This window comes from Nocardia sp. NPDC056000 (genome assembly GCF_042269265.1).
Lineage (GTDB): Bacteria > Actinomycetota > Actinomycetes > Mycobacteriales > Mycobacteriaceae > Nocardia.
On the sequence record NZ_JBHJXS010000010.1, the window covers coordinates 287,721 to 310,602 of the forward strand.

General features: G+C 67.0%; 23 protein-coding genes, 1 tRNA gene and 1 pseudogene. 10 read left to right on the forward strand and 15 right to left on the reverse strand.

Annotated elements, in window-relative coordinates; translation table 11 throughout:
- Positions 1-106 precede the first annotated feature (106 nt).
- The 4 genes from ACFC4D_RS28830 to ACFC4D_RS28845 all read right to left on the reverse strand — a co-directional run bounded on the left by ACFC4D_RS28830 (position 107) and on the right by ACFC4D_RS28845 (position 4,954).
- Positions 107-1,348, reverse strand: a complete 1,242-nt coding sequence (locus ACFC4D_RS28830; protein WP_376068065.1) for a glycosyltransferase — start codon at positions 1,346-1,348, stop codon at positions 107-109.
- Complete coding sequence (locus ACFC4D_RS28835) at positions 1,345-2,616, reverse strand: condensation domain-containing protein (RefSeq protein WP_376068067.1); 1,272 nt, start codon at positions 2,614-2,616, stop codon at positions 1,345-1,347. The genes ACFC4D_RS28830 and ACFC4D_RS28835 overlap by 4 nt, the downstream gene beginning before the upstream one ends.
- Before the next feature lie 12 nt (positions 2,617-2,628).
- Positions 2,629-3,837: a GNAT family N-acetyltransferase gene (locus ACFC4D_RS28840; protein ID WP_376068069.1), complete on the reverse strand. Its 1,209-nt coding sequence runs from the start codon at positions 3,835-3,837 to the stop codon at positions 2,629-2,631.
- 112 nt (positions 3,838-3,949) lie between these two features.
- The gene (locus tag ACFC4D_RS28845) at positions 3,950-4,954 is read right to left on the reverse strand and encodes an LLM class flavin-dependent oxidoreductase (RefSeq protein WP_376068245.1); all 1,005 of its coding nucleotides are present in this window, start codon (positions 4,952-4,954) and stop codon (positions 3,950-3,952) included.
- A 252-nt stretch (positions 4,955-5,206) separates the two neighbouring features.
- Between ACFC4D_RS28845 and ACFC4D_RS28850 the strand changes: the two genes are divergently transcribed.
- Positions 5,207-5,692: a peptidylprolyl isomerase gene (locus tag ACFC4D_RS28850; protein WP_376068071.1), complete on the forward strand. Its 486-nt coding sequence runs from the start codon at positions 5,207-5,209 to the stop codon at positions 5,690-5,692.
- A 70-nt stretch (positions 5,693-5,762) separates the two neighbouring features.
- Positions 5,763-6,983, forward strand: coding sequence for an acyl-CoA dehydrogenase family protein (locus ACFC4D_RS28855; protein ID WP_364641934.1), 1,221 nt, complete (start codon positions 5,763-5,765; stop codon positions 6,981-6,983).
- On the opposite strand, the gene ACFC4D_RS28860 is transcribed toward ACFC4D_RS28855, so the two are convergent.
- The 6 genes and pseudogenes from ACFC4D_RS28860 to ACFC4D_RS28885 all read right to left on the reverse strand — a co-directional run bounded on the left by ACFC4D_RS28860 (position 6,980) and on the right by ACFC4D_RS28885 (position 10,794).
- Positions 6,980-7,735: a helix-turn-helix domain-containing protein gene (locus tag ACFC4D_RS28860; protein WP_376068073.1), complete on the reverse strand. Its 756-nt coding sequence runs from the start codon at positions 7,733-7,735 to the stop codon at positions 6,980-6,982. The two genes, ACFC4D_RS28855 and ACFC4D_RS28860, sit on opposite strands and share 4 nt — an antisense overlap.
- Before the next feature lie 209 nt (positions 7,736-7,944).
- A complete protein-coding gene (locus ACFC4D_RS28865; RefSeq protein ID WP_376068075.1) occupies positions 7,945-8,325 on the reverse strand; it encodes an esterase-like activity of phytase family protein in 381 nt (126 codons plus the stop codon).
- A gap of 13 nt (positions 8,326-8,338) precedes the next feature.
- Positions 8,339-8,710, reverse strand: a pseudogene (locus tag ACFC4D_RS28870) (esterase-like activity of phytase family protein); the annotation flags it as partial.
- A 47-nt stretch (positions 8,711-8,757) separates the two neighbouring features.
- On the reverse strand, positions 8,758-9,459 hold the full coding sequence (locus tag ACFC4D_RS28875; RefSeq protein WP_376068077.1) for a hypothetical protein: 702 nt from the start codon (positions 9,457-9,459) through the stop codon (positions 8,758-8,760).
- An 88-nt stretch (positions 9,460-9,547) separates the two neighbouring features.
- On the reverse strand, positions 9,548-10,033 hold the full coding sequence (locus ACFC4D_RS28880) for a hypothetical protein (RefSeq protein ID WP_376068079.1): 486 nt from the start codon (positions 10,031-10,033) through the stop codon (positions 9,548-9,550).
- Between the two features lie 215 nt (positions 10,034-10,248).
- Complete coding sequence (locus ACFC4D_RS28885; protein WP_376068081.1) at positions 10,249-10,794, reverse strand: hypothetical protein; 546 nt, start codon at positions 10,792-10,794, stop codon at positions 10,249-10,251.
- 89 nt (positions 10,795-10,883) lie between these two features.
- Between ACFC4D_RS28885 and ACFC4D_RS28890 the strand changes: the two genes are divergently transcribed.
- A complete protein-coding gene (locus tag ACFC4D_RS28890) occupies positions 10,884-12,329 on the forward strand; it encodes a carbohydrate kinase family protein (RefSeq protein WP_376068083.1) in 1,446 nt (481 codons plus the stop codon).
- 129 nt (positions 12,330-12,458) lie between these two features.
- On the opposite strand, the gene ACFC4D_RS28895 is transcribed toward ACFC4D_RS28890, so the two are convergent.
- From ACFC4D_RS28895 to ACFC4D_RS28905, 3 genes are all read right to left on the reverse strand, one after another.
- Positions 12,459-12,532: transfer RNA gene (locus tag ACFC4D_RS28895), tRNA-Leu, on the reverse strand.
- A 91-nt stretch (positions 12,533-12,623) separates the two neighbouring features.
- Positions 12,624-13,034 (reverse strand): MaoC/PaaZ C-terminal domain-containing protein, encoded by a 411-nt coding sequence (locus ACFC4D_RS28900; RefSeq protein WP_376068085.1) that lies wholly within the window; start codon positions 13,032-13,034, stop codon positions 12,624-12,626.
- Positions 13,031-13,435, reverse strand: coding sequence for a MaoC family dehydratase N-terminal domain-containing protein (locus ACFC4D_RS28905; protein WP_376068087.1), 405 nt, complete (start codon positions 13,433-13,435; stop codon positions 13,031-13,033). Before ACFC4D_RS28905 ends, ACFC4D_RS28900 begins: the two co-directional genes overlap by 4 nt.
- Before the next feature lie 224 nt (positions 13,436-13,659).
- Between ACFC4D_RS28905 and ACFC4D_RS28910 the strand changes: the two genes are divergently transcribed.
- The 7 genes from ACFC4D_RS28910 to fabI are packed head-to-tail and all read left to right on the forward strand — an operon-like array spanning position 13,660 to position 20,725.
- Positions 13,660-14,943: an NAD(P)/FAD-dependent oxidoreductase gene (locus ACFC4D_RS28910; protein ID WP_375965157.1), complete on the forward strand. Its 1,284-nt coding sequence runs from the start codon at positions 13,660-13,662 to the stop codon at positions 14,941-14,943.
- Position 14,944: 1 nt separating this feature from the next.
- Positions 14,945-16,309, forward strand: a complete 1,365-nt coding sequence (locus tag ACFC4D_RS28915; RefSeq protein ID WP_376068089.1) for a phenylacetate--CoA ligase family protein — start codon at positions 14,945-14,947, stop codon at positions 16,307-16,309.
- A complete protein-coding gene (locus tag ACFC4D_RS28920) occupies positions 16,306-17,142 on the forward strand; it encodes a TIGR03619 family F420-dependent LLM class oxidoreductase (RefSeq protein ID WP_376068090.1) in 837 nt (278 codons plus the stop codon). The genes ACFC4D_RS28915 and ACFC4D_RS28920 overlap by 4 nt, the downstream gene beginning before the upstream one ends.
- Positions 17,139-18,023: an SDR family NAD(P)-dependent oxidoreductase gene (locus tag ACFC4D_RS28925; RefSeq protein ID WP_376068092.1), complete on the forward strand. Its 885-nt coding sequence runs from the start codon at positions 17,139-17,141 to the stop codon at positions 18,021-18,023. The genes ACFC4D_RS28920 and ACFC4D_RS28925 overlap by 4 nt, the downstream gene beginning before the upstream one ends.
- Positions 18,020-18,460: a nuclear transport factor 2 family protein gene (locus ACFC4D_RS28930; RefSeq protein ID WP_376068094.1), complete on the forward strand. Its 441-nt coding sequence runs from the start codon at positions 18,020-18,022 to the stop codon at positions 18,458-18,460. Before ACFC4D_RS28925 ends, ACFC4D_RS28930 begins: the two co-directional genes overlap by 4 nt.
- The gene (locus ACFC4D_RS28935) at positions 18,457-19,944 is read left to right on the forward strand and encodes a class I adenylate-forming enzyme family protein (protein WP_376068096.1); all 1,488 of its coding nucleotides are present in this window, start codon (positions 18,457-18,459) and stop codon (positions 19,942-19,944) included. Before ACFC4D_RS28930 ends, ACFC4D_RS28935 begins: the two co-directional genes overlap by 4 nt.
- Before the next feature lie 16 nt (positions 19,945-19,960).
- A complete protein-coding gene (fabI, locus tag ACFC4D_RS28940; protein WP_376068098.1) occupies positions 19,961-20,725 on the forward strand; it encodes an enoyl-ACP reductase FabI in 765 nt (254 codons plus the stop codon).
- Here fabI and ACFC4D_RS28945 read toward each other — a convergent pair.
- Together ACFC4D_RS28945 and ACFC4D_RS28950 are read right to left on the reverse strand one after the other, a co-directional pair.
- Positions 20,689-21,594: a LysR family transcriptional regulator gene (locus ACFC4D_RS28945; protein WP_375965140.1), complete on the reverse strand. Its 906-nt coding sequence runs from the start codon at positions 21,592-21,594 to the stop codon at positions 20,689-20,691. The genes fabI and ACFC4D_RS28945 overlap by 37 nt on opposite strands.
- 6 nt (positions 21,595-21,600) lie before the next feature.
- The gene (locus tag ACFC4D_RS28950) at positions 21,601-22,743 is read right to left on the reverse strand and encodes a LysR family transcriptional regulator (protein WP_376068100.1); all 1,143 of its coding nucleotides are present in this window, start codon (positions 22,741-22,743) and stop codon (positions 21,601-21,603) included.
- Positions 22,744-22,882 lie beyond the last annotated feature (139 nt).

Below are 22,882 nucleotides of genomic sequence, written 5' to 3' on the forward strand. Positions count from 1 at the left end.
GGCGATAGCCGAATCCAGTGCGGGCGCATCCGAATCGGGTGCGCCCGCACTGCTTTCCGTATCAACGGGTCCGCACCGGTCCCCGGCGGCAACCGGTGCGCCCGGTTCACAACGTGGCCAAGTGTGCTTCTATCGCCTTGACCGCCTGTCCCGCACCGTCTTCCCGTGCGAGCCGGTCCGCGACGTCGGCGGCATTGGCGCGCAGGGTCGAGTCCGAGATCGCGGTGCGAATCGCGGCGGCCAGTGCGTCGACGCCGAGTTTCGCGTGCGGGATGGTGGCGGCGCTGACACCGAGTTCGGTGAGCCGTTGCGCCCAGAACGGCTGATCCGAATAGCTCGGTACGCCGATCGCGGGAACGCCAGCGCGCAGTCCGGCGGCGGTGGTGCCCGCACCGCAGGAATGCACGACGGCCGCCATCTGCGGGAACAGCCAGTCGTGCGGAACCTCGCCGATGGTGAGCACATCGTCATCGCTGACATCCAATTGCAGCCAGCCCGCCTGCACGACGCCGCGAACACCGGCCTGCCGCAATGCTTTACGCACAATCTCCGAAACGTGAGCGCTGTGCGCGCTGGAATCGACCACGCTGCCGAATCCGATGAATACCGGTGGCGGCCCGGCCGCCAGGAAGTCCACCAGTTCGGCGGGCGGCTGCCAGTCGAGGGGACTCGGCGGCCACCAGTACCCGGTGACATCGAGTCCGGGCCGCCAATCGGCGGGCCGGGGCAGCACATAGGGCGAATAGCCGTGCAGGATGGGCCATTCGGCGGCCGTGCGGCGGCGGCGCAGCTCGCGCACCGATACCTCCGGCAGTCCCAGCTCACGGCGGAAGTCACCGACGACGCCGCGGTAGACGGTATCGCCGAGCCAGCCGCCGAATTCGGCGGCCATCCGATTGCCGAACGAACCGAATGAGCGCGGTCCCATGGAGGCGGGTGGATACGCGGCGGTGGCGCACATCGGCTGGAAGCGCAGGCCGATCACCGGAATTCCCTTGGCCTCGGCCAGCGGAAAGCCCGGACCCTCGGTGAGCTGCGCCAGCAGCATGACATCGGCGGGTTCATCGCGCAGCGCCTCGATCATGCCCATACCGGTGGCGCGCACCCCGGCGGGCGAGCCGAATTGCCATGCGGCCTTGCGCTTGTCGACATTCGGATCGGTCATATCGATGTCGATATTGGTTTCCATCAACCGGAAGTCGAGCCCGCAGCCGGTGATCAGATCCGCGAAGACCGAATGCGCGGCGACCAGCACCTCGTGCCCGGCTTCCCGCAGGCGCAGGCCGAGGCCGGTGAGCGGCGCGATATCGCCGCGACTGCCGATGCCCGTGATGATCATTCTGCTCATGCGATGTCCACCGTCTCGATGATCGAAAGCCACTGCGCCACAATCTCGCGCACGCGATCGAGGCCGATGCCGCCGGTGGGCGAGTGCACCGAATAGTGCACGCGGCGAATGCCGTCGTTCTCGGACGCGCCCAGGAACATGCTCAGGTCGAAGACCGTCAACCGCGCTTGTTCGCGGGAGTGCGCGCCCGGAATCCACACCCCGACATCGCCGAGGAAGTTGAAATAGAACTTCGGGACATTGAATTCCACCAGCCGCGACCACCCTTCGGGGTGATGCCAGAACAGCACCGTGTAATCCTCCGGATGCGCCGGATAGTTGGCCACGGCATCGCGCATGCGCTCGCCGTGCCCGCCGGGCACCGAGCGCACCAGCCACGGGTAATCGTCCGACAGCCAGGCGACGGTGCGGCTCAGGTCGGTGCCGGGTCGCAGGCGGCTGTAGCGGCCGTGCTTCTGCACCTGGATGGGGCGGGCCACGCCGGTGACGTCCTCGATCGCCAAACCCAGTGCGATGAGCAGGATTCGAGTGTAGGAGGCATCGAGCGCGGCGGGCAGTTCATCGAGCAGTCGCAGCGCGAGGTCGCCTTCGATCACACCGTCGAGGTACGCGGATTCCGGTGTGTCGGGCCGGTTTTCGACGTGCGGTTCGATATCCGAGGCCGCGGACCAGTAGTCCAGCTCGCCCGTCCGGGTCACCGCGTACTCGTCGAGGAACTCCGCCCACTCGGAGCCCGTGATCAGCTCCGGAGCCAGCGAGATCTCTTCTCCCGCTTCCCATTGCCGTGCGTAGGTGGCCACGTCATCCCACATCACCCACATGGCGACGCCGTCGATGGCGATGTGATGGATGGTGAGCAGCAGGATATTGACATCGGCCGACCGGGTGAGCAGGGCGGCGGTGACGATCTTCCCGGTGGTCGGGTCGAGCCGGAGATTGCTCTTTGCGGTCTCGTCCTCGATCACCTGCGGAATGGCTGCACCGGATACGTGTTCGATATCGACGGCGCGCACATCGATTCTGGCCGTATCGATTTCACCGCCGGATACCGGTTCGATGAGGCATTGCGCGTCCATGCCGTAGCTGTATCGGCTGCGCAGCGATTCGTGATTGTCGATGAGCGCGTTGACCAGTGCGCGCGCGTCATCGAGCCCCATCGAGACCGGAACCGGGCAGGGGATGGTGATTCCGAAGACGGCCGGATTCGGATCCCACATGAGGAACTTCTTGGCGGCGGCGGTGAGCCGCCCCGGGCGCAGGGTGGTCATGGTGTCCTAGGGTCAGAAGGGGGTGATGTTGAAGGGCCGCCGCAGCGGGGCCAGTGCCCGGTCCAGGGCCTCGACCATGCCCGGTGCCGATTCGGTGATGCGCCCGGCGCGGTGCAGTTCCAGCGGGGTGAGCGCACCGAAGTACACGCTGGCGAGTTCGGCGGGGCTCAGCCGCAGATCGGCGGCGGCGTCCTCGGGCGCGGGCCGCCAGCTGCCGCGGCCCGCGGTGACATCGAGGGTGAAGCGGCCGGGGCTCATACCGTAGGGATCGTCGATCTCGATCACTCCATGGAAATCGGCGCGATAGGTGCGCGCTTCGAAAGCCTTGGGCGAGTTCAGAATCCACATCCAGACGCCGGTGTCCACGCCGATCGTGGCCGCCGTGCGCGGATCGCCGAGCAGCAGCGGGGTGGGATCGTCGACGGCGGTGTCCAGCAGGATGTCGTTGTATTCGCCGTGCCCGAGCAGGCAGCGCAGCAGTTCGCGATGTGCGGTCAGGGTGATCGCGCAGAAATCGCGCACCCGGACGGTATCGCCGATCAGGTCGTAGATGACGTAGCCGTCCGGATGCGTGATCACACAGGAGGAGTCGTCATAGGTTGCGGGCCAATAGAATTCGCTGCGGCTCAGCGCACCCGGGGTGGCCCGCTGCCAGCGGTCGTAGATCTCGCGCAGCTGGGCACGGGCGGCGCTGGGCCGCAGTTCACGCGCGGGAGACGGATCATCCGCTCCGGCACGGAGTTTCGCGCGGCGGCGGTCGATGCGCAGCCGCCGGGTGTGGCTCGCGATCCCGACCGCACCGTAATTTCCGCCCGGACCGGGCATGGCGGCGAAGACATCCGCGCCGGTTTCCAGCGCGATGTACATCATCTCGGCCTGGATCTTGGAGTAGAGGCCGCGATTCTGATGGGTGGTGGCGACCATTCCCTGCGCGCACGCCGCGACCTCCAGCTCCGCGCCGCCGGGGACCGCGACCCGCATGCGGATGACCGATCCGGTCCCCGCCACGAAGGGGGCGTCCGGATCCGAGACATCCTCGGCCACAATGACATCGGTGAGCCGGAACTGTAGCTTCCAGCTCTCGAAATCCGTGGCGTGCACACCGCCGAAGGCACGGTCGTAGCAGTCGCGCAGCGCGTCCCAGTCATCCTCGCGCGCCCGGCGGATGCGCAGGCCGTCCACGGCCAGCCCCTCCCGATAGGCCATGAGTTCGGAGATCATTCGTGAATACCTTTCGTAGGCAGGAAGTTCGGCGGCATGCCTGCCGGTCTCATAGCGGCGCGAGGCGCGGTCTGGCGGCCCGCACAACGCGTCTTGGCGGACCGGTCAAGCACTAGACGGCCCCGTGAGCTGCGGGCGAGTCGAGGCGCGCGAGCACCGCATCGCCGAGTAGGCGCAGACTGGCCCATCCGGCCTCGGCCGGCAGGCCGCCGATGAGCGGGTTCATCACGATCTCGGTTCTGCCACCGGCGATTTGGGCGGACAGCTCGTCCGGGGTCAGGATCTCGGCGTAGCCCTGTGCCCGCACATCCGCGACGGTGCTCACCTCGGCCTCATTGGGCCGCCGCAGTCCGGTCCGCCGCCAGGACCCGTATTCGCGCGCCTCGTTGAGGATGTAGGGCCCGTAGTCCCGCCATCCGGCCTCCGGATCCTCGTGCAGCAGGGTGAGCTTGTTACCGGGTTCGGGGCGGTGCACGAACCCGAATTTGCCGAGTCGCTCCAGCTCGGCCAGGTAGTACTCCTCCAGGTCGGGCATGGACATCGGCGGGGAGAACGGCAGGCCGAAGCGGGCCGCGCGCCGGGCCGCGGCCCGGGTCATACCGCCGACGAACACCATCGGATGCGGCCGCGTACAGGGTTTCGGGGTGACGTCGACGAGCGCGCCCGCATGCTCGAACGGCACATCCCGCCAGGCCGCGAGCAGGGTCTCCAGCGCGGTGTCCATGAGTTCGCCGCGCCGGTCCCAGTCCCGGCCCATGGCGGCGTATTCCTCGGGCCGGTAACCCATTCCGGCGACGATGACCACGCGTCCGCCCGAAAGGTTGTCCAGCACAGCGATATCGGCGGCCAGTCGGATCGGATCGTAGAGCGGGATCAGCAGTGCGCTGATGGTCACCGCGACCCGTTCGGTGCGGGCCGCCACCGCTCCGGCGAGCACCAATGGCGAAGGCAGCCAACCAGTTCCGGATAGATGGTGTTCCTCGCAGCTCACTGCCGCGAAGCCGTGCCGATCGGCGTACTCGGCCATCTCGATCGCCGCCCGGTAGCGCTGTTCGTGCCGAGCGCCCGGATCATCGGTATTGGTCATGTTCAGCCGGAGCGCCGCCACCACGTCCATCGAGTTCACCAGCCAAATATCGAACCCGGCCTCGCCTGCGGCAACCGCTCGGCTGCCCCAGTCACAACCTCTCCGGGACCGGACAACCACTGGGTGGAGGAGCCCGCTGCGCGGCAACCACTGCCGGTGGCACCCCGCTCACGCGCGCCCACTCGAGGGCAAGCGCGACCCGTCCGGCGTGCACCGTCATGACCGCCGGGGAATCGAGATACATTTGCTCGTTCGGAATTCCTCTGTGAAAGGGCCATCACCATGTCGATTACCGCTGACAAGGTCGTCTCCATCGAGTACACCCTGACCGATGACGACGGGGATGTGCTGGACACCTCCGTCGGGGAGGACCCGTTGGTCTACCTGCACGGCGCGGAGAACATCGTGCCCGGGCTGGAGCAGGCGCTCGAGGGTAAGGGCACCGGGGACGAACTGCTGGTGGTGGTCGAGCCGGTCGACGGGTACGGCGAATACCTGGCCGAGCTGATCAGCACGGTGGACAAGGATATGTTCGAGGGTGTCGACGAGCTCGAGCCCGGGATGGAATTCCACGCCGAGGCCCCGGACGGCGATTCACAGATCGTCACCGTGCGCGCGATCGACGGCAATGACGTGACCATCGACGCCAACCATCCGCTGGCCGGTCAGCGCCTGCACTTCCAGGTCAAGGTCGTCGATATCCGCGATGCCACCGATGAGGAGCTGACGCACGGCCACCCGCACGGCGAGGACGATCACGAGCACTGAACCCGTTCGCTTATTAGAACGTGTTCTATATTCGAGGAATCTGTCCTGCGATTTCTCGGGAGTTCACCGTATGTACCAGTGGTCCGACGAAGACCTGATGTTCCGCGACGCACTGCGCGGATTCATGGAGAAGGAACTGAAGCCGCACGTCGACCAGCTGGAGAGCGGCGCGCTGCCGCCGTTCGACATCATCCGCAAGCTGTACGCCGCCTTCGGGCTGGACGAGATGGCGAAGGAGGGGCTGGAGAAGTCGCTCGCGCGCGAGGAGGCCGGAACCACCGGCAAGCCGGGCGGCGGATTCAGCGGGGCGGGCAGCATGGGGGTCATCCTCAATAGCGAGCTCGCCGGAATCAGCCTGGGTCTGGTCGCCTCCATGGGCGTCAGCCTCGGGCTCACCGTCGGCACCATTCGCAGCCGCGGCACGCTGGCGCAGAAGAAGCGCTGGCTGCCCGAACTGGTCACCATGGAGAAGGTCGGCGCGTGGGCGATCACCGAACCCGATTCGGGCTCGGACGCTTTCGGCGGTATGAAGTCCTATGTGCGGCGTGACGGTGCGGACTACATCCTGAACGGGCGCAAGACCTTCATCACCAATGGCCCGTACGCCGATGTCACCGTGGTCTACGCCAAGCTGGACGAGGAGGACGGCGTCGATCGCCGCGACCGCAAGGTGCTCACCTTCGTATTGGACAGGGGCATGCCGGGTTTCGTGCAGAGCCCGCCGTTCAAGAAGATGGGCATGAACTCCTCCCCCACCGGTGAGCTGTTCTTCGACAATGTCCGCATCACCCCGGATCGGCTGCTCGGCGAGACCGAGAATCCGGCCAAGGGCGATGGAAAGGACAGTGCCAAGGAGTCTTTCGCCGCCGAGCGCATCGGCATCGCCTCGCTGGCGCTGGGCATCATCAACGAATGCCACCGGCTCTGTGTGGATTACGCGAAATCACGCAAGCTGTGGGGTAAGGAGATCGCGCAGTTCCAGCTCATCCAGCTCAAGCTGGCCGAGATGGAGATCGCCCGCATCAATGTGCAGAATATGGTATTCAACGCCATCGAGCGCACCGCGGCGGGTGAAAAGGTCTCTCTCGCAGAGGCTTCCGCAATGAAGCTGTACTCCTCGCGCGCCGCCACCGAGGTCGCCATGGAGGCGGTCCAATTGTTCGGCGGCAACGGCTATATGGCCGAGTACAAGGTGGAACAGCTTGCGCGCGACGCGAAATCACTGATGATCTACGCGGGCAGCAATGAAATCCAGGTCACCCATATCGCCAAGGGGCTGCTGGCCCGCTAGCGCGCCACGCCCGCACCGTCCGGTCCCGACTCCTCGATCGGGACCAGGCGGTAGGTGAGCCAGGGGCTGTGCGGGAGATGGGGTTTGTCGATGCGCAGGCGCACCCGGCGGATCACGCCGGTGGCCGGGTCGGCGATGCGCAACTCGGTGCGCAGGGCCGTGTGGACGTCCGGATCGGTGGCGTACATGCGATCGAAGTCGGGGTGCACTCGGCAGCGGTCGATGATGTCGGCGATGGTGTCCTCGGACAGCACGATCGGGCCCATCATGCGCAGACCGTAGGTGAAGCCGTGGGTCAGGGATTCCCAATCCAGCAGCACCCGGGCGGCGGCGGGCTCGGTGTACAGGTAGGTGAACAGGTTCGGTTTCGCCACGGTTTCCGGGAAGGCGGCGCGCCAGGCGGCATTGAGGCCCACCATGTCCCCCTCGGGCAGCATCAGATAGGCGGCCGGGTAGGGGAACCGCTCGAGATCGTCGAGGTCCTCGTCATCGGGCTTGGCCACGGTGCGGCCCAGAATGCGATCCAGGGTGCCCGGGTAGAGGGATGCGATGATCCGCTCCCGGAAGAGGTAGGGAATCCACAGCGCGTCGAACAGCGCGCCCGCGAACTCGAGGCTGGGCACCAGGGTTCCGGCTTCGACCTTCTCGATCGCGGATTTGGACCAACCGGTCGTGCCCGCCAACTGCGCCTGCGTCATGCCGAGTGCGTCACGCCGCGCCCGCACGAAGACCGCCAACTGCCCCTTTGCCATTCACCTCACCCTTGCTCTGTCGTACGAGTCACACCGGAAACGGGCTGAAGTCTCACCCCTGGTGCGACATCCGCGCATTGACTTTCTCACGGCGCGAAAACAGGCTTTACGGGTCCTGGAACCTGCGCGCGCCATTCGCCCCTTCGTGCTCGTCAGGGGCTGGTGCGTTGGAGGGGAACGCACCAGCCACCGGGTCCGCCCGCCGGAAATCAGCCCGCGCTTCCGGTGCCGACTCCGGGGAAGCCGGAATCGACCGCCAGCAGGTGGAACATGGTTTTACCGACAACACCGAAGTTGTTGTCCGACACCACGACCAGGGTGCGCTGGCCGTTGACCGTCGGACCCCGGGTAATGCCCTCCACACATTGCGGGTCGATTCCGGCGGCGCGGAAATCGAACAGCAGCTCCTTGGACATGGGGGTGGCGTTCGCCGGGGCGACGGCCGCGCCGGTGACCGGTGTCGCGCCCGCGGTCGAGGTGGAGTAGATGCGGGCGGTGAATCCGACGTTGGGGATCATGCTGCGTTCCAGCGTCAGGAATCGGTCCGCGCCGTCGGCGAGGATCTCCGAGATGCCGGTGGCGGCGGGCACGCCGCCGGGCCGCGACGCGATCCACCGGGTAGATGTACTCGGCGATATCCGCGCCGTCGTGACTGTTCAATCTGAAGAAGCGGGAGCGGCTTTCGGCATCCGGCGAGGCGGCCGGGCCGTCCTGTGCCAGTGCGTTCTCACTGACCGCGACGACCGAGGACCCGCCCTGCGGCAGATCCATCGCCTCGAAACCGAGGTTGTCGCGAATGCCGGAGACGACCTGACCGCCGTCCAGGCGCGGGGTGAAGGCGTCCGGTACCGGGATATCGCGGATGAACCCGCCGTCCAGGGCCGCCTCGCGAATGAAGCCCGGGCGGCCGACCTTGGCCTCGCCCTCGCTAACGCCTGCCCCGGGCTCAAGTGCATACCGACGGTGCCGCCACACTCAGCGCCGCCACCACGGCCCCCGGTCGGTCCCGATGACCAGGACGACTATGGCATCGGGGCGGTGATCGTGGTGAAGTACTGCACCGCAGCGAGAATTGCGACCGGCGCGGTCACCAGCAACTGTCCCGCGATGGTTCCCAGTGCGCCGATGGAGGCCACTCCGCCGAGGCATCCGAGCGCCGCGGCGGGCAGGAACGGGCCGAACAATCCGGCGACGGTGGCGGCGGCGACCGTGCCGCCCACCACCGCGCCGAGCACGCAACCGACGGCGGCCCCGCCGAGTCCGCCCACCACGGTCCCGATCGTCAGTCCCATTCCTATGGTGCTGCTCATTCGGTTCCAGGCGGCCTGTTCCCGCTGATAGGGCGTATGGAAATCAGCGGTGTCCTCGAACGGCAGGGCGACCGGCGCGTACGCCGCATGCTCCAAATCCAGCCTGGGAGTGAGCGTCACAGTGTGATCGGCGATGTTCGCATCGATCGGAAACACGAAATCGTCGACCCGGAAGGACATTTCAGCCGAGGCGAGCACCGTGTGATTCGCGGTCTCCAGCTCGAGCACCCCGTCCCGCAGTTCGATCGCCCCGTTCGGGAGCGTGATCACGGCGGTATCCCCCACCTGACTCGCCGTCACCGCGACCGCCTCATCCGGTGTCGCGGTGGCGGTGGCCGAACAGACCGATAGGCCGACCGCAACCAGTGCCGTCGACGCAAAACTCTTGATCAGCAACGCTTTTCCTGCACGCATGGCCATCCTTTAGTTCTTCACGATGAATCATTCACCATAATGAACTATTAATCCATGCGCGGGCAACCCCCGAACCGGAGCAGGTTGACTAGTAGGCGAAGGGGCCGGATCGGCTTCCGGCGGGCGGGCGCCGCGAGCGGGCGCCGCGAATCACGACCGTCACGATGATGGCGATCCCAGCTATGAAGCCACCGAAGCCCAGGGCGAGCGGGACGAGGATGGTTCTCATGATCGAGGTGATGAGGTTGCCACCCACCGCCACGGTCACATTCGGCGAGCCCTGCGCGGTCAGTCGGTAGACGCCCGCCTCGTCGGCGTGAAAGGTGAACTCGGACTGCCCGTTATGGCTGCCCATCTGATAACTGGTGCCATTCGCGGCGCGCAGGTCGACCGGGCGAGCAGCCGGATCGGTAAGGCGCACCGCGGCGTCGAGAGACGGGTCCGCCGCCGTCCCATCATCGACGTACTCGAAGTAGATCCGGTAATCCCCCGCCTCCAAACGCAGATCACCCGATCCCGGCACAGCAACCCGCTGAAACTGGTTGACCTGATCATTCATTCGCACAACGCTCATCACCCCGAAGGTGATAGCCCCCGCCACACCCGCAACGATCAACACAACCCCGGCCACAATCCACCACCCCGAAGGCTTCTTCCGCGGCGGGTTCGCCCACGACGACTGCGGAACCGGATAGAAGCCAGGCTGGGACACAATCGAACCTCCCCCTCGGTGGCCACCGACCCCGCCGACAGCCGCATCCGCACCAACCTAACCTGTTTCGCGATGGGCTACCGCGTTGAGATGACGGTGAGAAGCATTATCGCGGTGCTGCCCAACACAATCGGCCAGACCATGACGGCGCGGCTGAGGCGGCGCACACCGGTGCGGATATTCGTGAGCGCGCGAATTCGCAGTTGACCGTGCCGGTCGATGCGGCCGTCGGTGAAGACCGGGTCGCCGATGCGCAACTCCATCGGGGTGACCGGGAGGAAGCGGACATTCCATCTGTGACCGGTGTCGTCGACCAGGTGGAGCAGCAGGCCCGGGCGCTGTTGCAGCGGGCCGCAGCGGGCGAGGATTCGCGTCGTAGAACGGCGGGCGGCTCGCCTGTGCAGTCCCGCGGCGAGCATGAACCCACCCACGGTGGGGAGCAGGCTGGGCGGTGCGAGCGCCTGCTCGGTCAGCAGTAGCAGGGCGGGAAGCACGAACCACAGGGGTTGCGGTGCGACCATGGTGATCGGTTCGGGATGCCGGGCGATGATTCCGATGACCGAGCCGCGTGTTGCCGGTGGACGGGCGGCATTGTCGTTGTGTCCCTTGGGAATAGTTGCCATGAGATACTTTCGCCGAGTACACGGGCCCCGATGTCCGGACCGGATCCGGCGTGGGGGACCGGATTTCGTCCTGGGGTGGGGTGATCGCGGTGCCGGCCGAAACGGATCTGTTCACGGCGCTTCGTGAATTGCGGGCGGCGGTCGGCGCACCGAAGGCGGCGGATGTGTTCCGGCGCATCGAGATACTGGGTATTTCGGTGGGCCGCAATACGCTCTACGACCTCTACGGCCGGTTGGATTCGCCGGCCGATACCCGCGCTCCGGCCTGGTCCACGGTGGAGGGGTTCGTACGCGCCTGCCTCGAGCTGGCCGATCGGACCGGGCGGCGCATCAGGCCGGAGTGGCGCGATTTCGACCGGTGGGCCGATCTGCACCGGGATTGCGGCAACGCGGCACCACGACCCGTGGACGGCTGGACGCATGCCGTCGAGAAGGTGCGGCGGGACTGCCGGACCGATCTGCTGACCATTACCGCCATGAATGCCGATGCGGTGCATCTGGTCGACCGCATTCAGCGGGACCACGAGGTCGTGAGCCGGTGGAGCCAGCACGCGCCGGGCGGTTCCGGGGCCAACACCGCGGTCGCGCTGTCCCGGATCGGCGGCTGCGCGGCGGTCGCCGGAATCGTCGCCGATGACAGTGCGGGACGAAATCTGCTGGCACAGTTGAAATCCGATGATGTGGACGTGAATTCGGTGCTTTCCGTATCGAATTCACGACTTCCCACCGGCAGCACCATCGTGCTCGCGGATCAGTCCGGTGGCCGGATGATCGTCGTATCACCGGGCATCAACGCGGAATTGGCGGCCCGCCTGCGTCGCCTGGGCAGGGTCGAGGCCCTGATCGACACCGCGCGGCAGTGCCGCATCCTGCACCTGACCTCCATGGCGGGCCACGGTCAGCATGTGCTGCAACAGGAAATCGCCGCGACCGTCGCCGATCGAACGCTCATCACCCTCAACCCCGGAGCGATCTACGCCGCCCTCGGCACCGCGCGCATGGAATCGCTACTGAGCCTCACCGATGTGGTGTTCGTCCACGAACAGCAACTGGACCTACTGCTCGGACACCGAACCATCCAGGAACGACCGGTAGAGGACAAGATTCGCGATATGCGCGCCCGCCTCTCCCGCCCGCAACCCTCGGTAACGGTCCTCAAACTCTCCACGGGAATCACCCGAACCCGCTCGGTGGCGATCACCGTCAGCGAACCCGGCAACCGCATGAAGACCTACTACCCCGACGGCGTAGTAGACGTCGACAGCCACCGCCTCACCGACACCACCGGCGCGGGCGACGCCTGTGTAGCAGGCGTAATGCTCACCCTCCTGAACGGCGGCACCCCGATCGAAGCCGTAAACCTGGCCCACGTAATGGCCCTCGCAGCCTCCGGCACAGTAGGCGGCCGCGACGGCATCCCCCACCGCCCCGACCTCCCCGCCCTCTGGGACCAATACTCCAGCGGCGCCGAACTCCCACCCTGGCTGGCTGACCGACCGTCCGAAAACGAGACCATCGCGGAACGTAACCACTGATCCCGCCCCTTTCGGTGCACGCAAGATACCGGCCCGCAGGTTCGTTGCGTACAGCGGAAGAATTGCGGATGCCCCGGCAGAAAGGCTCCCGAGTGGGCGCAATTCACTGCTCTGCCAGCGGTTTTATAGTGCCCCCGGTCGGGTTCGAACCGACACTGTGCGGATTTTAAGTCCGCTGCCTCTGCCAATTGGGCTACGGGGGCGTGGGGGTCAGCGTACCGAGCCGTACGGTTGAGTCGTAATCAACCGGGGGGTGGATTTCGGGGAGTTGTCGAAAATGTCCGGGGTCGGTATTCAACGGGCGGGTGGGGTGGGGGTCAGAAGTAATGTGGCGGTGAGCACTCGGGTGCCGTCTTGCAGGACCTCGAGGGTGAGGTGTGTGCGTGTCGGATCGGGGTCGGGGGTGTGTTGGGTGTGAATGAGGAGTTCCGCGCCTAATTCCCCCGGGGGTATGTAGGCGGGGGCGGTGAATTTGGCTTTGCAGGACAGGACCTGGCCTCGGGCGGGGTTGTTCGTGACCGATTGCACTGCCAGACCCATGAGCAGCATGCCGTGGGCTACGACACCTTTCAGGCCCGCTTGCTCGGCTGCGCCATCGGAGGAATGGATGGGGTTGTCGTCGCCGGAGGCGGCCGCGTAGGCCGCCACATCCGCTCGGGTGATGCGGATGGGGATCGTGACCGGATGGAGAGCGGGGGCGGTCACGAGGCGGCTCGCAGGAGGACGGTGGCCCGGCAGGTGCAGACGAGATCGTCTGCGGTGCTGCGGATTTCGGTCTCGACGGTGAGGACTCGGTGGCGGCCGAGGAGCTTGTCGGCCGTGATGGCCGCACTGGTCCAGAGGCGGTCGCCGACCCGGATCGGGCGGGTGTGGGCGAAGGATTGGTCCAGGTGCACGACATGTAGGTCGGCAGGTGAATTCAGGAGTTGTTCAACGGCTTTCGCTTGGCCGGGCTGGGCGATAACCGTCGCGAAAGTGGGGGGCGCGATTTCGCCGCTGGGTAACGCGCGAATTGCCAGCGCGAATTGCGTAACCGCGGGTTCGGTCACCACGTACGGGGACTCCCGGGTAGGTGTATTCCCGGCGAACATGTGACTAATGGTCATGGCATGCCTCATCGGTTCGGTGGGGGCCGAGCCGAGCGTACGGGCCGGCGGGCCGCGCGATGCCTATCGCGCACAACGGATTCGGCGATTGCTCGCAGGGCCGCCCGCATTCGAGCATGTGAACGCGACATTGAGTCACCGAGGGCGGCAATCGCATTCACCAACCGGAGGGCTGCAAGATGGCATCGTTCGATCCGACACAAGACCGGCAACTTCATGACGCAGTGGTGATCGGGGGTGGGCCCGCGGGGTCCATTACCGCCCGCCAGCTGGCGGCGGCCGGCTACGACGTGCTGGTGCTGGAGCGGGAGGACTTCCCGCGCTTCCACATCGGCGAATCCATGCTGCCGTACACGGCGGGGATCCTGGAACGCCTCGGCATGCTGGACCTGTTCCCGGCCGAGGACTTCCCGACCAAGTGGGGAGCCGAATTCACCGGTCCCTCCGGCGATTTCCGGCGGGTGGACTTCACCTCGCAGGGCGGCGGCCGGCGTGAGGCGGCGTTCCAGTGCGAGCGCGCCGAATTCGATCAGATCCTGCTGAACAACGCGCAGGAGCAGGGCGCGAAGGTGCTGCACAATGCCCGCGTCACCGAGGTCATCGAGGAGCAGGGCCGTATTCGCGGCGTGCGCTACAAGTACGACGGCGAAGAGTACGAGGCATTCGGCAAGTACGTGCTGGACGCCAGCGGCCGCACCGGCGTTATCGCGCACCGCCATTTCAAGAACCGCCGGCCCAACACCCGGCTGGAACTGGTCGGGGTGTTCAAGCACTTCGGCAATGTCGACGAGGCCACCAATCCCGGAATCGAAGGCGATATCCAGGTCGGCAATCACCCCGACGGCTGGCTGTGGGCCATTCCGCTGGGCCACGGCAAGCTGAGCGTCGGCGCTGTCACGCCCGCCCGCAATGTGCGTGAATCCACGCCGCTGGCGGTATTCGACGAGCATGTGTCGCGGGTGCCGCGCATTGCCTGCCGTATCGAGGGTGCGACCGTCATCGACGAAATCCGCGGTGAATCCGATTACTGCTACTTCTCGAATACCCTTGCGGGCGAAGGTTATTTCTCGGTCGGCGATGCGGGCAGTTTCGTGGACCCGATCTTCTCCGCCGGCGCGTACCTCGCCATCACCAGTGGCGTCAAGGCCGCCGAATCGGTGATCGCCATTCTGCGCGGTGCGGACGAGGCCGAAACCCAGCGGGATTACGAGAATTTCGTGAAGACCGGTTATGACTGCTACACCCGGCTCATCTACGCGTTCTACGAGTCGAACTTCAATTTCGGCAAGTATGTCGCCAGCCTGTCCAGCGACTCGGTCACCATCGAGGGCCGTTGGATCGCACGCCTGCTGAGCGGCGATTTCTGGAGCCGTAACAATCCGGTCGGCGAATTGCTGCGCTCCAACCGGGAATACGACACCTTCGACGATTTCCCGTTCGTGTACGGCTGCCCGGTCTACCCGGAGCAGGACGCCGCGGAGACCGCCGAGGCAGCGGTGGTGGGATGAGATGACCGAGATCGCCACCGCAGCGGCCGATCCCAGATCGGCCGCCGACCGGATGATCGCCGAGATCTCGGCGCGGGAGACGAAGCCGCTGGAGTATTGGCCCGCGGCGGCGCTCTCGGAGTACGTGGCGGAAGCGCTGCCGTTATCGGTGGCGCACGCCTTCGAATCGCCATTCCACCGAGCGAAGTTCGCGGGTCTCACCGCGCCGGTGGACCTCGCCGGGTTCGAGCGGTTGCCGCTCACCGAACCGGCCGAGGCGAAGGGACGGCTGCGCGAACTGCTGGCCGTCCCGTGGCGCGACGTCGCGCAGATCAATCTCAGCTCCGGCACCACCGCCGGGCCGACCACCTATGTGGCGTACACGCTGGAGGATCTGCGCGGCGACGGCGCGCGCTATGCGCCGGGCGGGCTGTTCGCCTTCGCGGCAACGGATTTGGTGGCGGTCGCGCTGCCCTATGACATGGCCACGGTCGGCCTGGCGGTGCACAGGGACGTGCAGCGCCAAGGCGCGGTCGTGCTGCCCGCGGGTAAGGGCGGCAGTTACGGCCCGCCCGAACGCCTGCTGCAAGCCATTCACGACCTGGGTGTGGACACGCTGTTCAGCACCCCGAGCTACGCCTGGTACCTGCGCGATCTCTACGAGGCCGCCTATCCGGGCGAGCAGCCGTCGATCCGGCATCTGCGCGTCGGCGGCGAGGGCGCTGCCCCGTCCATGCTGACCCGGCTGGGTCAGCGCTGGCAGGCGGACGTGCGCCAGTGGTTCGGCAGCACCGAGATCGGAATCATCGCCTACACCTGCGAATTGGGCGTCTACCACGTCGCGGCGGGCAACTGCTACGCCGAGGTGGTGGATGAGGCGGCGTTCACCGGCACGACTGCCGATCGGAACACGCTTCCCGCGATCGTGCCGAACGGGACGACCGGTGCGCTGGTATTCACCACGCTGGGACGCAATGCGACCCCGTTCGTGCGCTTCCGGAGCGGGGATCGCGGCATGCTGCCGGGCGAACCGTGCGACTGCGGGCGCACGCTGCCGACGCTGCACGTGTACGGCCGCATCGCCGATCAGATTCCGGCGGGCGATACCGCGGTATCGCCGTATCGGATCGAGGAGGCTTTCCTGCAAGCCGTGCCGGAGGCCGCGCCCTGGTACCACATTGTGCTGCGGGACAACGCCATTGGCCTGGTGGCGGAATGGCCGGGCGATACGGCGGGCGATCCCGCCGAGGTCGGTGACCGCGTGCGCGAGTTCGTGCGCCGGATCGCCGGATTCGACCTGGACAGCTTCGAATGGGCCGAGATCGGAACGCTCGACCGCCCGCGCACCAAGATGCGCCGGGTCCGCGATGAACGGAGCATCGGATGAGCGCCATCCGAATCGGGGCGAAACTCGCCAACTTCGGGCCGGACGCACACCGCGTGCTCGACGCCGCCCAGAGCCTGGAAGCCGCCGGGGTGGACTCGCTCTGGCTGTCCGATCGGGTCGTCACGGTGACCCCGACGGAATCGTTCTATCCCTTCGCACCGGACGGCTCCGTGCCCTGGCGCGATGACACGCCGTTCATGGAGGCGGTGACCGCGCTCGGCATGGCCGCGGCGGTCACCACACGCGTCGAGCTGGGTGTCGGAGTCCTGGTCGCCGCAGTCCGGCAGCCGGTACTGCTGGCCAAACAGCTCGGCACCATCGCCGCGCTGGCAGGTGGCCGCGTGGCCCTCGGCATCGGATCCGGCTGGATGGCAGAGGAATTCGACACCCTCGGCATCCCGTTCGCCGAGCGCGCCGAACGCACCGACGAAGTGGTCGAGCTGATGCGCGCCTGCTGGACCGGCACACCGGACGCATACGACGGCGCGCACTACGGCCTGCCCAAGGGCGTGGCCATGCATCCCGTTCCCCCGCAACATATTCCGATCCTCTGCGGCGGAATGAGCACGGCCGCACTGCGCCGATCGGGTGAACTCGACGGCTGGTACGGCTACATGTTCGCCGACCGCATCGATACCGATATCGTGCGCACGGCAGCAGAGATGGTCGGCACCGGACGAGTCGTGGTGCGCCTCGTCGGCCCACTCGACACATCGCTCCCCGCCGGGAAGCAACTGGTGGCGGCGGGCGCGACCGAACTGGTACTCGACATCGACACCGATCCGGAAACCGCTGCCGCACAGGTGGTCCGAGCGCGGGCGGAGCTATCGTGACCGCCGCCGGGACCGAACAGACCGGCGATGCGAACCGCACCGGCGTGGATCAGCTGTCCGGTGCGAGCGGCGCCGTCACCGATCCGAGTTCCGGGCTGACCGGTGCGGCAACCGGCGAGGTGGCCATTCCGGCCGCTCCGCTGGCCGGGCTGGTGGCGATCGTGACCGGCGGGAGTTCCGGGATCGGGCGGGCCACGGCGGTGCTGCTGGCCGAGCAGGGGGCACAGGTGCTCGCTGTTGCTCGGCGGAGTAGACCGCTGGAAGAGGTTGCGGGGCTGCACGAGCGGATTCACGCGCATATCGGGGATCTGGCGGATCCGGATGAGCCGGAGCGGATCGCCAAGACCGCGCTGCGGGAGTGGGGTCGGATCGATGTGCTGGTGAACAATGCGGGGCCCTATGGCCCGGCGGCACTGGCGGGAATCTCACCCGCCGATATCGATCGGCTGGTGCGGTTGAATATCGTCGCGCCGAGCCTGCTGGCCAGCCACTGCTTGGAAGCCCTTGCCAAGCAGGCCGGTTCGATCGTGAATGTCACCAGTGCCTACGCACAGCGGGCGGTGGCGGGCAGCGCGCATTACGCCGCCACCAAGGCGGCGCTGGAAAGCCTTACGCGCAGTTGGGCTCTGGAGCTCGCACCGCGCGGAATACGAGTCAACGCCATCTCGCCCGGGCCGACCGAGACCGGGCTGCTGGCGGGCGCGGGTGTGCCCGCCGATCGCATCGAGGCGATCAAAGAACGTGAGCGCCAGCGCATTCCGCTGCAGCGACGCGGCGACCCGGCCGAAGTCGCCCGGTGGATCGTGGCGCTGGCCGATGCCTCGGCGGGCTGGATCACCGGTGAGGTGCTCCGGGTAGACGGAGGGCTACATCTGACATGAACACCGCGGACAAGGTCGAAATCCTGGGCCTGGTGGCGGATCTGGGCCTCGGCCTGGATCTGGCCGATCGGGAGCGATACCGCCGCTGCTTCGGCGATACCGTGCTCATTCACAATCCCGCCTTCCAGGGCGCGGACGCCTGGCACAGCTACAGCGGTGACGAGTGGGCGGACCGGGTCACCGCCACCCAGGCGCGGCTGACCAGTATTCACACCCTCACCTGCGTATCCACCGAGGTCTACGACGGGACGGCGGAAACCATGCTCATGCAGCAGGCGCTGTTCGCCGATGCGGAGGGCAGCTATCAGGTCGCCGGGCCGCTGCGGCTGACACTGGTCGATGACGCCGGCTGGCGGATCGAGCGACTGCGCTTCGAAGTCATCTGGACCACCGGCGACCCCCAGGTCTACGCCCGTGCGCGAAAGGCCGTGCTATGACCGCGATGACGCATCCCACACCGGTGCGCGGATCCGACGGCATCGCCCGCTACCCGGACCCGCTGCCGAATCTGGTTGCCGCACTGCGTATCACCGTCGAACGCGTCCCCGATGCCGAGGCCGTGGTCCAGGTCGGCGGTCCGCGCCTGACCTACGCCCAGCTGTGGGATCGCGCCACCGCCCTGGCCGCCGGACTCGCCGGGGCGGGCGTCCGCCCCGGCGACCGGGTGGGCATCCTGCTCCCCAACGGGGTGGACTGGTGCGCGGCGTTCTTCGCCGTCCAGCTCGCCGGATGCGTTGCGGTGCCGATCAATACGCGCCTGTCCGAACCGGAGATCTCGCACATTACCGAGAACGCGGGCCTGGCATACGTATTCGATCTCGACCATCTGCCCACCCGCTCCCGGTCCCGCCGCATCCCCGAAGCGGCCCCGGATGATCCGGCCGCCATCTTCTACACCAGCGGCACCACCGGCCGCCCCAAGGGCGCGACCACCACGCACGCGAACTTCCTGGCCAATATCGAGAACGCCCGCCGCCTGCTCGGCGTCACCGAACCGTGGGTGAGCCTGGTATCGGTGCCGCTGTTCCATGTGACGGGCTGCAATTCGCAATTGCTGCCGAGCGTCGCGACGGGCGGCACGCTGGTGATCCTGCCGCAGTTCGACGGCCGATCCATGTTGCGCGCCATCGAATCCGAGGCGATCACCGCGCTCATGTCGGTGCCCACCATGTATCGCATGCTGCTCGGCCAGACCCACCTCGATCGCTACCGGCTCGGATCGGTGCGCAGCATCACCTTCGGCGGCTCCCCCATGCCGCGGCGGCTGATTCCCGAACTGCGGGAACTCTTTCCGCGCGCCCGGCTCGGAAACGGCTACGGCCTCACCGAGAGTGCGTCGTTCTGCACCTACCTCCCCGATGACCAGGTCGACGAGCATCCGGACAGTGTGGGCTTCGCGGCCCCCGTGGTGGATCTGCGGCTCGATGATCCCCGGGGCACCGGTGTCGGTGAACTGCTGGTGCGCGGCCCGAACGTGGTGGCCGGGTACTGGAACGACCCCGCCGCCACCGCAAAGGCTTTCGAGGACGGCTGGCTGCGCACCGGCGATATCGCCGCCATCGATGATCGGGGTCTGGTCCGCATTGTCGACCGCGCCAAGGATGTCATCATTCGCGGCGGTGAGAACGTCTACTCCGCCGAGGTGGAGCGCGCGCTGGCCGAACATCCGAGCGTGCGCGAGGTGGCGGTGACCGGCGTCCCGGACAGCATCGCGGGTGAGAAGGTGGCCGCCGCCATCGTGCTGGTACCGGGCGAAGAGGATCAGTTGCGCGAGGTATTCCGTTCCGCCCGAAAGGAATTGGCCCGCTACAAGATGCCCGAGCTGGTCGCGGTGTATCGCACCCCGCTACCCCGCAATCCGGGCGGCAAAGTGATCAAGTCCCTGCTGCGCACCGCCGCCTGGATGGTGGCTCCGCGATGAGAGAGCGAGAACGCTGATGGGCCTGCTGGACAAGAAGACACTGCTGGTGACGGGGGTGCTGACACCCTCGTCGATCGCCTACGGCGTCGCCGAACTGGCGCAGCGCGAGGGCGCGCGGGTGATCGTCACCGGCTACGGGCGGCTCAGCCTGGTGCGCAAGGTCGTCGAGCGCCTGCCGGAAACCGCGCCGGTGATCGAATTGGATGTCTCGGACGAGGAGCATCTGAGCACCCTGAGCGCCCGCGTCGGCGAGCACGCGGATCGGATAGACGGCGTACTGCACGCGATCGCCTTCGCACCGCAATCCGCGCTCGGCGGCAATTTCCTCAATACCGAATGGGCCGATGTCGCCACGGCACTGCGGGTTTCGACCTACTCACTGGTGAGTCTGGCCACCGCGTTGCGGCCGCTGCTCGCCGAGAACGCCTCCATCGTCGGCCTCGACTTCGACGCCTCCACCGCCTATCCCGGCTACGACTGGATGGGTGTTGCCAAGGCGGGACTCGAATCCGCCGCCCGCTATCTGGCGACCTATCTCGGTCCGCAGGGCACCCGGGTCAATCTGGTCGCGGCCGGGCCGATCCGCACGGTGGCGGCGAGCAATGTGCCCAGCTTCGACGATCGCCGTCAGGACTGGTCACTGCGCGCACCGCTGGGCTGGGATATCAGCGATTCCACCCCGGTGGCGCGCGCCTGCGTCGCCCTGCTCTCGGAGTGGTTCCCGGCCACCACCGGGGAGATCGTTCACGTCGACGGTGGTGCGCACGCGGTCGGCAATTGATCCAGCAGCGCAACGAAATTCGATACCAGCGGGGAACGGGTATCCGGTTGCCAGGCCATGGTGATGGGCTCCCGGATACTCGGCTCCACGATGGGCCGGGAGACCAGATTCCCGTCCGCGAGCTGGCGCGCCCGCGAACGCGAGGAGATGGTGAGGGCGTGCCCGGCCGCGACCAGTACGCGCAGCGCGTTGGCGTGCTCCACCTCGTACCGCACATCCAATTTGCGGGACTGCGCCCGGCTCACCGCGAGCAGCCGATCGTGCAGACCGGGATTGAGTTCGCGACGGAACAGCGCGATCGGCTCGGCCAGCAATGCGCGCAATGGCACCTCCGGCTCCGCCGCCAGCGGATGCTGCGGCGGCAGCAGGGCCACGAAGCTCTCCTCCCCCACCTGCGCCGATCGCAGTTTGGGATCGGGCACCGGGCCCAGTACGAATCCGATGTGCAATTGCCGCCGGATGAGCGCCTGCACCTGATGCGCGGTCCACATCTCATCCAGCACCGGCGTGACATCCGGATAGCGCTCGCGGAAGGTGCGCAGGAATCCGGGCAGCACCCGGTGCGCGGCAGCGGCTCCGAAACCTATTGAGAGACTGCCGATCTCACCACGTGAGGCGCGACGCGCGGTATCCATCGCCTCGGTCGCGCGCTCCAGGGTTTCGCGCGCCTCCCCGGCGAAGGCGACCCCCGCCGGGGTGAGCGTGATCTTATGGCTGGTCACATCCAGCAGCAGCACCCCGAGTTCGCGTTCGAGCCGCCTGATCTGCTGGGTGAACGCCGGTTGGGTGATGTGCATGCGCGCGGCGGCCCGCCCGAGATGCAGTTCCTCGGCGGCCACCAGGAAGTACCGCAGTTGACGCAGTTCCATCGGCCGCTACCGCGCCCCAACCGGATGTCGCAGCGCCACATCCCGACCCGTCCGCGCCGCCAGCGGATCGTGCTGCGGATGAGCCGGATCCCGCCGCGGTACAGCCGGTTCCAGCGGTCGTGTGAGGGGAACCCGCGGAGTCGGGCCCGGAACGCGACGGCCCGGCGCCGGATCGGGCCACGCCGGTTCGGGATCGTCGTCCAGCCCTCCGACCGGGCCACGGCCTCCCGGAGCACCGATACCGTCCGCGATCGCCCCGTCTTCGAGCGGTGCGACCAGGGCGATGAATTCGAGTCGGGGGATGGCGGATTCGTCTGCGCGCCAGACCATGTGGATGTCCTCTTCGAGATGGGTACCGACAAGCGGGCGGGTGACCACGCCCGGCACATCGGCTTGAGCGGCGCGCGTGCTGGAGGCCAAGCCCACCACGCCGGTGGCCGCGAGCAGCGGTACGACATTGGGATGCGCGACCTCGTGCACGACATCGAGCACCACACCGGCCGCGGCCAGGCGGGCGGTGAGGCGGTCGTGCAATCCGGCGCTCAGGCTGCGGCGGAACAGTGCCACCGGTGTCGAATTCAGTTCCCGCACATGGATATCCGCGGTCCGGGCGAGGCGGTGATCGGCGGGCAGGACGGCCGCGAAGCCGTCGCGGGCGACGGGATAGGAGCGCAGCGCCGGATCGTGTACCGGGCCGAGCACGAAGGCGACGTCGAGGCGGTGGTCGAGGAGTTCTTCCAGCTGCTCGGTGGTCCACAGTTCCTTGAGCGTCACGACCGCGCCCGGGTAGAGCGCGGTATAGGTGCGCAGGGCGTCCGGCAGCACGCTGCGGGTGGCGGAGCAGCAGAATCCGATGCGCACCGAACCGCGCGGTTCGCGGCGGTGCCCGGGATGCGAGCGGCGTGCCACCCGGACCGCGCAATCGGCGGATTCCAGTGTGGCGCGGGCTTTGCCGAAGAGTAGTTCGCCGGTGGGAGTCAACTCGACGGTATGGCTGTCGCGATCGAAAAGCGCGGCGTCGAGTTGTTGTTCGAGTCGTTGGATTTGCTCGGTCAATGAAGGTTGGGATACACCCATCCGGGCGGCCGCTCTACCGAAATGCAATTCTTCGGCGGCCGCGACGAAGTATTCTAATTGACGCAGTTTCATCCCGCGCACCTAACACCTGTCGGCATACATCGTCGGCTTCGTCGTCGAGTACCGGGGACAAGTCGACTCCACCGATGTGACGCGGCAGTGGATCGCCGGGAAACCGCATGCGACGGGCGATCGACGATCTGGCAGCCGG